Origin of the sequence: Pseudomonas sp. PA-4-8C, assembly GCF_021606625.1 — a bacterium.
Classification (GTDB): Bacteria; Pseudomonadota; Gammaproteobacteria; order Pseudomonadales; family Pseudomonadaceae; genus Aquipseudomonas; species Aquipseudomonas lactis.
On sequence record NZ_WKCD01000004.1, the window covers coordinates 1 to 12177 of the forward strand.

A 12177-nucleotide genomic window follows, 5' to 3' on the forward strand; every position below is an offset into this window, starting at 1 on the left:
GCCTGGACATGCCTGGCCCAGGACTCGCGCCGCGCGTGCATCGTTTCCATGTGAATCCCCTGCTGAAAAATACAGAGGATGCGGGCAGGGGTGCTCGAGGAGAAGGTGGGCGGGCTGGACGCTTACTCTACAGCTCAGATTTGGGCCAAACGAGCCAGATGGACGTCAACGACTGGCTCGAACAAAGCCAGCGGTGGTTTGACACGTTTGAGCTGGATAACGCTCGCCGCGTGCAGGTGACCCTTGCCAATCCGCAGAAAATGTTGGAGCTCTAAACGGGAGTTGGGCCCCCAGGTGCATTCGCCTGGGGGCCAGCGATCACACCATTTCCACAGCTTCGCGCGCCTCGTTGAGCACGGGCGATGCATCACTGAGGAACGGCTCGCGCAAACCTGCCGCTTCCATGAGCGGTTGAACGCCCGCTACGAAGTCCTTGATGCCTTGGTGGTAGTCCAACCAGGTGAGAGCGATGCCATCAATGCCCCAGTCTGAATATTTCTTGAAGAGCTCTACAATCTGTTCTGGCGTGCCCACTAACGGTACGCCGGCAAAACCGGCCTTGAAGTGGAAACGGAACCGAACCGCATCCTCGGGAGTGAAAATCCCGGTCTGAATGCCCAACTCGGTCGTGATGATGTCACATCCTTCATCGTCGCCCATTTGGTTGGCGTAATAATCCAGGTACGCCTCAGCTTCTTCCTGAGTGTCTTTTTGAACAACGTAGCCATAGCACCAGATCTTGAGGTCTCTGCCGAACTCATTTTTGGCCAGATCCTTGTAGGACGCGATCTGTTCACGCACCGCCGCTTCGCCATCCAAATGCTTGATGATCAAGAACGCCGCATCACAATGTTCTGCACAAAACCTTTTTCCACGTGGGGAGCCGCCAGCGTTGATAAGGTAAGGCTTGTTGAGTGGCTGTGGCTGAGAGATCGCGTCGCAGATCGTGAAGTACTCACCTTTGAAATCAAAAGGCGTCTGCTGCTGCCAGGCGTTCTGCGCGATGTGCAACCATTCCTCAGCGTAGTCATATCGCTTGTCGTGTTCCATCATGTGACCGCTGAACATCCTCATCTCAGCGCCGTACCAGCCACACAAAATATTCAGGCCAAATCGTCCGCCGCTGATGTGGTCAATCGTAACCGCCTGTTTGGCGGCAAACAGAGGGTGCACAGTGGGTAAGTGCGAGGTGGTGAACACTGCGATCTGATCGGTCAATGCGGCAATGCCCGCCGCCCAAGTGTAAGTTTCGTAACACACGCCACCGGTGTTGTTGGCACCACCAAAGCCTTTCCAACGGCCTACCGGAATGAACGCTTCAAACCCTGCCCGGTCCGCGTCTTTTGCAATTTCCAGATTGCCCGCCCAGTCATCCCCGCGAATCCGCTCGGGCGCATTCGTCACCGTACAGCCGCCCTCGGTGTTCGTAGAAAATACCCCTAGTTGCATCTTGTTACGACTGACACGCATTGGATTAGGTTTTACAGGGGTGGACTTTGTCGTGCGCATGATGACCTCCCAGGTCGTCAGTAGTGGTGAACTTCTTGCTTATTTCTCGCAACAAACCAGGCGGCGAGCAGGGCACAGCTAGCGAGCAGACCCGCCAGCGTATAAGCGCCGAAGGCCAAGTCAGTTCGATCGATCAGGAAACCTGTTGCTACAGGCAGCAGACCTGCAGGGACATAGCCCCCCATATTGAGCAATGCGTTAGCCTGCGCTCGCTTGTTGTCCGATATCCTTAACGCGATTAACGTCAATCCTCCCAACTGCCCCAGCCCCTGACCCGCACCCGCTAGCAAGGCGGCGATAATCAGGACGACGGGAGAGGAAATTGCTATCGCAGTGCAGATACCCAGCATCGAGAAGAAGGTCGCAGTGGCACTGAAATAGAAGATATTTTCCACAGTGCGTCGGCGCAGCGCCATCTGGACGACGAAAGCCGAGATGAACATTAGAAACGCAGTGGCTCCTGCCATCAGCGGCGTCTTGATGTTAAGCAGACTTGCCAATAGCGATGGCCCTAACGACAAGACAAATGAGGTCGCTGTAATGCCAGGACCGAACAGCGCGATTCCTAACAGTATGTGAAGGCGATGATGTCGCTCGACCGAAGGGAACCTCCATTTCGCATGGCCTCGTGGCAGGGCCTTATTGGCTTCGTCTGGCATCGTCCAGGCGATCAGGAAAGCGAGTGCAAGTATCCCTAGCTCCAAGGTAAACACCTTTTCGATCGGCTGACTTGCAAACGTGGCAAAGCTGCCAGCCAGCAAGGGCCCGAGACCTGCTCCCAGCACCATTGACATCGAGGCCACTAGCGAAGATAACCTTCGCCGCGGTAGACCTCCTTGATCCACCACACTTGCCATCCCCGCCGAGACAATGATCCCTACGGCAATACCTGTAAGCAGCCTTGCGAACAGCAAACTCTCCACCGATTCGGCGGACTTGAATAACCATGCAGCCGACATCGCGCAGACCAGGCCCGGCAGGAGTACCACCCTGCGCCCGTAGCGGTCAGAGACTTGCCCGGCAACCAGCAAACTGAGCAATAGCCCCAGAATATAGGCCGCGAATATTAACGTGAGGGTCGAAGATGCAAACCCGAGTTGCCCCTGCCACACGACATAGAGCGGGGTCGCGGTATTGGACAGAATAAACACCGACACCACCATCCAACCTGCCAGCCACATACGTAGCGGACTGCGTGGGACAACCATGCTTTGATTCAACAAGTCCTGAGCTGACGGCGCGTTTTGTTCAGACAAGGTTTGCTCCCTGGGCTGGAAAATGCGGCAGCACATATTCTGCTAGCTCCTGTAAGACATCTTTGGCAGGGCGACGTAACGGCTTCAGGTTCAATGCGACATGTGAAACACCTTGCGCTTGTTGTCGCTCCCACAAATCAATAAGCGCATTGCGTCCGGTGCTTATGCCTCGCCCCACCTTCAACGGAGCGTCGGGATTTTCTTCCAGATTGAAGAATGTCGCATAACCATATGGCTTGAACGTTCCTGGCGCAGAACAAGACCTCCACTGCTCAATCAAATTGGGCAGGCTGCCAAAGTCACTCTGGTGCCAGAGCCATCCATCCATATTCGACGCCAACCACTTCATGTCTTGACCACAACGGCCAACGGCAAGCATCGGCATTGCCGTAGACCAGGGCTTTGGAAGCAAATCCAGGGTGCCGTCGAGCCTGCCATAGTGGCAAAACTCGTACGTGGGAAACGCCTGTTGGGTCGCTATACGCAGCACTTCGCAACCCTCCCTGAAACGCTCTGCACGATTGTCGAACTCCCGGCTGAACGCTGGGTATTCGCTGGGCCGATCACCCGTTGAGAGCCCAAGCAGAAAGCGCCCCTGCAGTAACACATCAAGGGTCGCGGCTTGCTTGGCAACCATCAAGGGATCGCGCAACGTCAACACCACGCCGGCAGTGCCGATGCAGATACGTTGAGTAACCACGCCTAAGTGAGCGGCGTACACCAGCGGATCGAACATCTGCCCCGCGTCCCCGAACTCCGGGTCCAGCAAGGGCACGTCGCGCAGCCATATCGCGGAGAAACCCGCGATGTCGGCTTGGCGCGCCAGATCGACATGATCCTGCATGGTGGGTGCCATGCGATCGGGATACCCTTCCAGCGGCGCGATCAGCCCAAACGTAAGATGGCCAGGCGCAAACACACGTGAAAACGCAGGGTGAGTTCGATTGGAGTCGTCGCTCGTTTGCATCTGGCCAATCATTCGCCGTCACCCACGATCACCGGGCGGACTGCTTCCGCCGGCTGATGATCATGCGCGCTGACTCGACCCAGTGTTGCGTACACAGCAATGGCCGTCAGCACGCTCCCAGCCCCAAGGATGAACAGCAGGTGCCGAAACCCTTTCGCATACTCGAGGCGCAACAGCTCCGACTGCCCTGGCAGCTGATTACCTGCGCTGTGCAGATCGCCGAGCGCTGCCCGGCTGGAGGCTCCCATAATCTGATCCACAGCAAAATGGGTAGCGGCGTCGAACAGCCCCCATTGAATAAACGTCGCCAGCAACGCACCAGCGATGGCGATCGCTATTCCGTCGGCGGACACACGAACAGCGTTGAAAATGCCAGTCGCCATTCCCGCACGTTCTTTCTCCACCACGCTGACGGCCATCCCATCCATCAACCCCCAAGGCAGGCCAATGCCGATACCGATCAGCGCCATGGGCATCACTGCATTGCTGGCGCCGCTATCCAGCACAACACCCAGCCAGAACAGCCCGGCAGCCACCAACACCAGCCCGACTGCCGAGAGCATCCCTGAGGTGTAGTGACGCGCGAGCTGGGCCGCTAGAAACGGTACAAACAACAACGGTGCAGCCAACGCAATCATCATTTTTCCGGTTTGCAGGGCACTGAGTCCATCGACCCCGATAAATCGTGCCGGCAGCATGATAATGAGCACGACAAAAAAGAACGCCGGGCTGGCTGCAAGAATCTGCACGCCTACGAATTTGGCTTGTTTGAACAATGAAAGGTCGAGCATCGGGCTACTGACACGACGCTCAATCGCCACGAAGATCATGAACAGAACGATCGCGCCAGCGACACAGCCCAACACGATGGGACTGGCCCAACCATCCTCTGGCGCGAGAAGGACGCCATAGGTAAACAACGTCAATGCGGCCGTAAAGCTCAGAGCTCCCGGCCAATCCATACCGTTGTTAGCCGGATCTTTAGAGTCCGTCGCACTCACGCACACGAGCACGAAGCCCGCGATGCCTATCAATGCAGTAGCATGGAACGTCCACTTCCAACCTGCCGAGTCGACTAATACTCCCGCGGCCAGCGGGCCGAAGGCTAGCCCAATGCCGAACGTCGTACCGAGCAGACTGAATACTTTGGTGCGCTCTGCGCCGTGGAACACCTGGGCCAATGACGACATGGCGCCAGCGAACGCCGCTGCTCCGCCCAACCCCTGCACAAGGCGCAGGATGTCGATCTGCAAAACAGTCGAAGAAAAGGGAATAGCGACGGTAGACAACACGAAGATGACCAGGCCAATCAGCCATACCCGCTTGCGTCCATAGATATCCGTCAGGCTCCCCGCCGCCATCATGGCGCTGCCATAAGTAAGGATATAAGCGTTGACCACCCAACTGAGCTCTACAGCAGATCCACCCATGGCAGCACTGATGGAAGAGAGCACTACGGCTGGCCCGGTAAAGCAAAGCGGAATGAGTACGCCTGTGAGGCAAGCTGCGAAAAGCTGCAGCCACTTCAATAACGGGGGAGCCGTCTGAGCGCTGTGTGTTGAGTTCATCTGAATGGTTCCTTCATTGATATGCGCAGGTGTCGGTCCTTCGCGCACAGTTGTCTGCGGTGATCGGCCCATCCAAAGGTTAGGGCTTGCGTCTCCAAACAAAAACAGGCCTATAATCCGAACATATCGGACTCTTGTGTCCGCAGTGAGGGCCATCCGTTGGAGTCGCTTGGCAGCATTTCATTATTTGTATTGGTGGCTGAGACTCGAAGCTTTACCCAGGCAGGGAAACGATTGGGCATCTCTTCGTCGGGCGTCGGTAAAAGTATCGGTCGGCTGGAGGACAGGCTCGGGGTACGTCTTTTCCAGCGCAACACGCGAAGCATCGCCCTGACGCTGGAAGGCTCACTGTTTCTTGAACGCTGTCGACGAATACTTTCAGAGCTTGAAGCTGCAGAAATGGAGCTGAGCAACGCACGTGAAAAACCGAGGGGCAAATTGCGAATCAGCCTGCCTCTCGTCAGCGGCCTCGTCATGCCGGCAATCATTGAGTTCATGCGCACCTACCCGGAAATAGAACTCGACATCGACTTTTCTGATCGCATGGTCGACGTTATCGAGGAAGGTTTTGACGCCGTGTTACGCACAGGCGAGCCCACTGATTCGCGGCTGATTTCTAAACGGCTGGGGGGCTTCCAGCTGCAGATTGTGGCGTCTGCAGCCTATCTCGCAGCGTATGGAGTACCCAAACGCCCAGCGGATCTGGCCATGCATTCATGCCTGCTGCACAAGTTTCCTTCGACGGGAAAAGTGGAACCTTGGCCTTTACGCGTTGCGGCTGGAGAGCCGGATTTCGAGCTGCCTCAAACAATGGTGTGCAACACGACTGAAGTGATTGTCGATGTGGCTCGTTCAGGTTTGGGCGTTGCCTGCCTGCCTGATTTCATGACGACCCAATCCATCAAGAACGGCGAATTGGTGCAAGTGCTGACGGACTATACGGTTCATACCGGAGTCTTTCGGCTTGTATGGCCTTCCAGCAAACACCTTTCACTGAGGCTGCGAGTCTTCATAGACTTTATGCACAGTCAGCTATTTAACAGCGCTTTGAACGAATAATAAGCAGGTGGCGTATGTGCACCTCCAGGTCACCCGCTTAGCCGGCGCGCAATAAAAAAAACCCCGAACCAGTCGGGGTTTTTTATTGCCTGGCATCAGGCACGACATTCGATCAATTAGAAAACGTTGATCGGGTAGTCGGCGAACAGACGGATTTCGTTACCGCCTGTGTTGTACCCGCTGGCGTTGTCGGAAACGCGCAACCACGAGGCGCGAGCACGCAGGCTCAGGTCTTTGGCTGGTCCGCTCTGTACCACGTACTTGAACTGGTTCCAGATTTCACGCTCGGTACCATCGCCACGGCCGCTGCCGTCGTCGATGTTGGTACCGCGCACGTAGGCAATGTTGTAGGTCAGGCCCGGTACGCCGAAGGTGGCGAAATCGATGCCGTAACCTGCTTGCCAGGAGCGCTCGTCCTTGCCGTTGAAGTCGGACCAGTAGGAGTTGGCCAGCAAGATGGTATTGCCGCCGTCGCCGATGCCGCCAGCGTTGCGGTAGCCGCCGTACAGGTAGCCGGTGTCACCGGTGCTGCGCTGGTGAGCGAGGGTGAAGCTGTGCGCGCCAACGGCCCAAGTAGCGCCCAGGCTCCAGATCTTGTTGTCGCGAGCGTCCGCATCACCTTGGTTTTCCAGGGCGAAGCTGCGGTCCAGCTTGGTTTTGTAGCCGTTGAAGTCAAACGTCAGCGACTGCTTCTCTGGCAGGGCCAGCACGTAGTTGACGTTGACGTACTGCTTCTTCAGCACGTCCTGCATGTCGGAGGCGTACAGGGCAGCCGACAGGCTTTCGGTGAATTTGTAGCTACCACCAATGTAGTCGATGCTTTTCAGGCGGCCGCTGTCGGTGCCTTCCATGCTCTTGCGCGCTTCTTTGGTGAAATGACCCGCGTCCAGTTGCAGACCGGCGATCTCTTTAGAGACGATCGAAGTACCGGTGTAGGTTTCCGACAACAGACGAGAGTTGTCGTACTGCAGCACAGGCACAGCCGGGAACTGATCACCGTACTTGAGTACAGTGTTGGAAACGCGGAACTTCACGGCAGCGCCGCCTTTGGCCAGGTCGTGTGGTGCCGAGCCTGGGTTTCGCTGGCCGTTCTCATCAACAGTGCCGTTGCCCTGCTTGAAGAAGTCGATGCCGCCGGCGCCAGCGCGACCTTTACCACCGTCCAGGCGGATAGCGTATTGGCCAATCACATCCACACCCACACCCACGGTGCCTTGGGTGAAGCCGGACTCGAACTTGCCGATGAAGCCTTGGCCCCATTCAGCCTTGTCCTTCTCGCCATTTTTTTTGTCACGGCTGATGTAGGCGTTACGTGCTGCGATGTTCAGGTGGCTGTCTTCAACAAACCCCTTGGATTGCTCCTGGTCGTTTGCCATTGCTGTCGATGCGCTCAAAATCCCCAGAGCGATCAGACTCATCCGTTGCTTCAACATTTTCTTATATTCCTTATTACGGGTTGAGTACGCGCTGTGACACCAGGCTCCTATTGCTTTTTCTGGTGTCGACTTTGCCGGCAAAAAGAAGGCCCGCGGACGACTGAACTGCCGCGGGCCTTTTTTTATTGGATTAGTCATGGTGGTTAGCCACAGGCGTTGGGCGCAATCCTATGCGGGCGTTGAACTATGTGTCAATTTCGTGAATCGTCTGTATTTAGGCGATATTCGTCTAAGCGGCGAGCGAAGGCGCGGGGATGAAAGCCTGAAAAGCGCCTTGAAACCCCCTCGAAACACATTAAGTAACAAATCCTACAGGGTAGGCATTAGGGAATAGATAACGCGCGCAAATGCAAAGCATTACCATTCGCGCACAATTTTCCTGCCACGTCATTTGGATACACTCCCATGCCTGCCCCTCGCCTGACGCCCCTCTCCCTTGGGCTCTCTGTTCTGCTGTCTGCCGGTTTTGCCGGTGCGGCCACAGTCTTGCCTGAAACCTCGATCAGTGTGGAAGCAGACGAAGACGACCCACGGGTCAAGGAAACCAGCACCGCCACACGTACCGCGACGGCCGTTCGCTATGTGCCCCAGGCGATCGACTCAGTCAAAACCGAAAGCCTGCGCTCCTATGGCACCAACGACCTGGGCCAGGCCTTGAGCGGTATCCCCAACGTCAGCAGCGGCGCCGATACACGCTTTGACAGCCTGCGCATACGCGGCTTCGACGCCAGCAATGACTTCTATCTGGATGGCATTCGCGACGACAGCCAGTACGTGCGCGACCTGCATAACATCGAGCGTATCGAAGTGCTCAAGGGGCCGGCCGCCGTGCTTTACGGGCGAGGCGGCCAGGGCGGGATCGTCAACCGGGTGAGCAAAATGCCCACCCCAGGGCAAAAGTCCAGTATCGAAGCCCAAGGCGGCAGCAACGATTTGCGCAGCCTGTATGCCGACCTGAGCACCGACCCCACCGACAACATCAGCCTGCGCCTGAACATGGGCAACCAGGACAACAACAGCTTTCGCGATGGCGTCAGCGGCAACCGCCAGTTGTTCGCGCCATCGATGAGCTGGCAGCTCACTCCAGAGCTGAACTGGCTGGTGCAATACGAATACAGCCGCTACAACCGCACCCCAGACCGTGGCATTCCGGGCGTCAACGGGCGCCCGGCGGATGTGAGCCGCAGCACCACTTACTTTGATCACGGCGATTACATCGACGATAAGTCCCAGTCCCTGCGTTCCAAACTCGCCTACGAGCTCAATGCCGACTGGCAACTGCGCCATACCCTCGGCGTGTTCAAGCTCGACAGTGATTTCGACAATACCTACCAGACCGGTTACGAGCCGAAAACCAACAGCGTCACCCGCCAACACTGGCAGCAGGACCTGACCACCCGCAACGTGTTCAACAACCTGGAGCTGGAAGGCGGTTTCGACACCTTTGGCCTGGAACACCGCCTGCTCACCGGTATTGAGCTGGGCAGCCAGCGCCGCGATCCGAAGCTGTACTCCGCTCGGGATGGCAGAACAGTGCCGAGCCTGGACCTCAACCAGCCTAATCGCCGCCTGAGCCACACCGGGAGCATGCGACTGTCGAGTAACAACCACACCGAAGTCGAAAGCCGCGCCCTGTATGTGCAGGACCAACTGCGCCTGAACGACCAGTGGCAACTGCTGGGCGGGCTGCGTTACGACCGTTTCGAAGTGGACACCACCAACAAGCTGCTCGACATCCAACAGAACGTGAAAAGCCACAGCACCAGCCCGCGGGTCGGCCTGGTGTGGACGCCCCTGGAACACCACTCGTTCTATGCCTCGTGGAGCAAGACCTTCTCGCCAGCCGGCGGCGGCCTGATCGGCATCACGCCGAACGCCACCGGCAACGCCAACGACCTGAGCCCGGAACTGACCAAGCAAAAGGAAATCGGCGTGAAGAGCGACTGGTTCGACGAGCGCCTGAGCACCACCCTGGCCGTGTACGAACTGGAGCTCTACAACCGCCGCACCACCGACCCGCTGGACCGCACCATTACCCTGCTCACCGGCGAGCAACGCTCACGCGGCGTGGAGCTGACCGCCACCGGCAAGATCGTCGACAACTGGTATGTGCGCGGCGGCGTGGGCCTGCAGGACGCCAAGGTCGAGAAGGACAACAATGGCTTTGAGGGCAAACGTATCAGCGACGTGGCCAAGCGCAACGCCAGCCTGTTCATCACCTGGAAACCCCAGATGGGCTGGTACGCGGAAACCGGTTTGACCCTGGTGGGTGATCGTTATGCCGACAACCTCAACACTGTGGTGTTGCCGGGTTATGGCCGTTGGGACGCGCTGGCCGGGTTCCGTCAGAAAGAATGGGACGTGCGGGCAGCGCTGAACAATATCGCCGACAAAAACTACTACGCCTCGGCGACCAGTGCGGCGCAGATTCAACCGGGGGAGCCGCGAAGCCTGGTGGTCACCGGTACCTACAGCTTCTGACACGCCTCATGTGAAACAAAGCCAGCCCCCACACTGGTTAGGCATTGCCCACAACATCAGCGCCTGGCGCAGATCCCTGTGGGAGCGGGCTTGCCCGCGAAAGCGGTGTGCCAGTCACTGGATGTTTAACTGAACCACCGCCATCGCAGGCAAGCCAGCTCCCACACTGGTTAGGTAGTGCCCACAACATCAGCGCCTGGCGCAGATCCCTGTGGGAGCGGGCTTGCCCGCGAAAGCGGTGTGCTAGTCACTGAATGTTTAACTGAACCACCGCCATCGCAGGCAAGCCAGCTCCCACAGTTGGTTTCAGGTGTTCTTTAGTTGCTCATTACCTCGCACAACGCCTGCACCTCATCCTCCGTGAACAACCCCACCGGGTAGCGCTCACTCATCACGCTGCGCAAGTCAGGCGCTTGCCTGACCTGTCGCGAGCCGTTTGCCTTCAACCAGAGGGCCAGCGCATGGATGGCGTCACCGTCGACCCGCAAAGGGTGGAACGTACGCGTGTTCATCAGGTGGACATCGGCATTCATTTCAGCGCTCTCTCCTGCTGCGTGAGCGGCTAACTTACTCAAGGTTTGTGACAGAACTGCGCGGTCATCCCCCTTGGGCCACTGTAACCACAGCGATACAAGAGCTATGCCAATGTGCCCTGTTCATTGGCATACAGGCATGAAAAAGCCCGCGACCGGGCTGGGTCGCGGGCTTGCGGGGAGCACCGCAAGGGCGCAGTGCTCCTACGCCATCAAGGCGCTGTTACAACTGCACTCACTTTCGCTGCGGGGCGGGCTGCTGTTGGGTCAGGCAATGGATATTGCCCCCGCCCAGTAACAGTTCGCGACCCGGCACCATCACCACTTCATGCTGTGGGAACAGATTCTGCAGGATTTGCTTGGCCTGGTCGTCCAACGGGTCATCGAAGCTCGGCGCGATGATGCCGCCGTTGACGATCAGGAAGTTGACGTAGGAACCGGCCAACCGCACGGTCGGATTACGCTCCTGGCTGCCATCAACCAAATCTACCCCGGCGCATTCCTCCTCAGTGGCATACAGCGGACCCGGGATCGGCATTTTATGCACGATGAACGAGCGACCCTGGGCATCGGTGCTGCTTTGCAGCACATCCATGGCTGCGTGGCAGCGTGGGTAGTTCGGGTCTTGCGGGTCGTCGGTCCAGGCCAACAGCACTTCGCCCGGACGCACGTAGCAGCAGAAGTTATCCACATGGCCGTCGGTTTCGTCGTTGAACAGGCCGTCCGGCAACCAGATGATCTTATCCACAGCTAGGTTATCGCTGAGCACCGCCTCAATGGCCGCACGATCAAGGTGCGGGTTGCGGTTGCGGTTCAACAGGCACTCTTCGGTGGTGATCAGTGTGCCTTCGCCGTCGACATGAATCGAACCGCCTTCAAGCACAAAGCCTTCAGTGCGGTAACGCGGTGCGCGCTCCATCTCGAGGATCTTGCCTCCCACCTGGGAATCGCGGTTCCACGGCGAATACAGGCCGCCGTCAAAACCACCCCAGGCGTTGAAGTCCCAGTTCACACCCCGTACTTCACCACTGCCGTTGATCACGAAAGTCGGGCCGGTGTCGCGAACCCAGGCGTCGTCATTGGACATTTCCACCACGCGGATATTGGGCACGTCCAGGCGGGCACGGGCGTTTTCGTACTGGCCGGCGGAAACCGCGACGGTCACCGGCTCAAACCGCGCGATGGCCTTGGCCACCGCCACATGGGCCGCCTGCGCAGGCTTGCCGCCCAGGCGCCAGTTGTCTGGGCGCTCGGGCCAGATCATCCAGGTCTGAGTCTGGGGCGCCCATTCGGCAGGCATGTGAAAGCCATCGGCGCGAGGTGTGCTGTGCAAGGTGGTCATGGCGATCAGGGCTCCGAATGGGGTGA

9 protein-coding genes and 1 pseudogene are annotated in these 12177 nt (G+C 57.9%); 3 read left to right on the top strand and 7 right to left on the bottom strand.

The genetic code is table 11. The features are described 5' to 3' along the window. Nucleotides 1-275: pseudogene (locus GIW04_RS01565) on the top strand (hypothetical protein); the annotation flags it as partial. Nucleotides 276-318: 43 nt separating this feature from the next. On the opposite strand, the gene GIW04_RS01570 reads toward GIW04_RS01565, so the two are convergent. From GIW04_RS01570 to GIW04_RS01585, 4 genes are read right to left on the bottom strand one after another with little or no spacing between them, the layout of a single operon-like run. Continuing rightward, nucleotides 319-1509, bottom strand: a complete 1191-nt coding sequence (locus GIW04_RS01570) for an LLM class flavin-dependent oxidoreductase (RefSeq protein ID WP_003187734.1) — start codon at nt 1507-1509, stop codon at nt 319-321. 17 nt (nt 1510-1526) lie between these two features. Then, a complete protein-coding gene (locus GIW04_RS01575; protein ID WP_232964610.1) occupies nt 1527-2765 on the bottom strand; it encodes an MFS transporter in 1239 nt (412 codons plus the stop codon). Then, nucleotides 2758-3732, bottom strand: a complete 975-nt coding sequence (locus tag GIW04_RS01580; RefSeq protein ID WP_236301286.1) for an LLM class oxidoreductase — start codon at nt 3730-3732, stop codon at nt 2758-2760. Before GIW04_RS01580 ends, GIW04_RS01575 begins: the two co-directional genes overlap by 8 nt. Nucleotides 3733-3740: 8 nt before the next feature. Further along, nucleotides 3741-5300: an MFS transporter gene (locus GIW04_RS01585; protein WP_003187730.1), complete on the bottom strand. Its 1560-nt coding sequence runs from the start codon at nt 5298-5300 to the stop codon at nt 3741-3743. A 159-nt stretch (nt 5301-5459) separates the two neighbouring features. Here GIW04_RS01585 and GIW04_RS01590 point away from each other — a divergent pair, with 159 nt between their 5' ends. After that, nucleotides 5460-6359 (top strand): LysR substrate-binding domain-containing protein, encoded by a 900-nt coding sequence (locus GIW04_RS01590; RefSeq protein ID WP_120247835.1) that lies wholly within the window; start codon nt 5460-5462, stop codon nt 6357-6359. A gap of 116 nt (nt 6360-6475) precedes the next feature. On the opposite strand, the gene GIW04_RS01595 is transcribed toward GIW04_RS01590, so the two are convergent. Then, on the bottom strand, nt 6476-7792 hold the full coding sequence (locus GIW04_RS01595; RefSeq protein WP_034134672.1) for an OprD family porin: 1317 nt from the start codon (nt 7790-7792) through the stop codon (nt 6476-6478). A 408-nt stretch (nt 7793-8200) separates the two neighbouring features. Between GIW04_RS01595 and GIW04_RS01600 the strand changes: the two genes are divergently transcribed. After that, on the top strand, nt 8201-10276 hold the full coding sequence (locus GIW04_RS01600) for a TonB-dependent receptor (RefSeq protein WP_057709552.1): 2076 nt from the start codon (nt 8201-8203) through the stop codon (nt 10274-10276). A 317-nt stretch (nt 10277-10593) separates the two neighbouring features. Here GIW04_RS01600 and GIW04_RS01605 read toward each other — a convergent pair whose 3' ends face one another. Both GIW04_RS01605 and aguA read right to left on the bottom strand, forming a co-directional pair. Further along, complete coding sequence (locus GIW04_RS01605; RefSeq protein ID WP_003187725.1) at nt 10594-10809, bottom strand: hypothetical protein; 216 nt, start codon at nt 10807-10809, stop codon at nt 10594-10596. 235 nt (nt 10810-11044) lie between these two features. Continuing rightward, complete coding sequence (gene aguA / locus GIW04_RS01610) at nt 11045-12151, bottom strand: agmatine deiminase (protein WP_120247834.1); 1107 nt, start codon at nt 12149-12151, stop codon at nt 11045-11047. Nucleotides 12152-12177 lie beyond the last annotated feature (26 nt).

Coding starts and splice junctions, on each gene's coding strand:
- GIW04_RS01570 (WP_003187734.1), bottom strand. CDS start 1,509: ATGCGCACGACAAAGTCCACCCCTGTAAAACCTAATCCAATGCGTGTC.
- GIW04_RS01580 (WP_236301286.1), bottom strand. CDS start 3,732: ATGCAAACGAGCGACGACTCCAATCGAACTCACCCTGCGTTTTCACGT.
- GIW04_RS01585 (WP_003187730.1), bottom strand. CDS start 5,300: ATGAACTCAACACACAGCGCTCAGACGGCTCCCCCGTTATTGAAGTGG.
- GIW04_RS01595 (WP_034134672.1), bottom strand. CDS start 7,792: ATGTTGAAGCAACGGATGAGTCTGATCGCTCTGGGGATTTTGAGCGCA.
- GIW04_RS01600 (WP_057709552.1), top strand. CDS start 8,201: ATGCCTGCCCCTCGCCTGACGCCCCTCTCCCTTGGGCTCTCTGTTCTG.
- GIW04_RS01605 (WP_003187725.1), bottom strand. CDS start 10,809: ATGAATGCCGATGTCCACCTGATGAACACGCGTACGTTCCACCCTTTG.
- aguA (WP_120247834.1), bottom strand. CDS start 12,151: ATGACCACCTTGCACAGCACACCTCGCGCCGATGGCTTTCACATGCCT.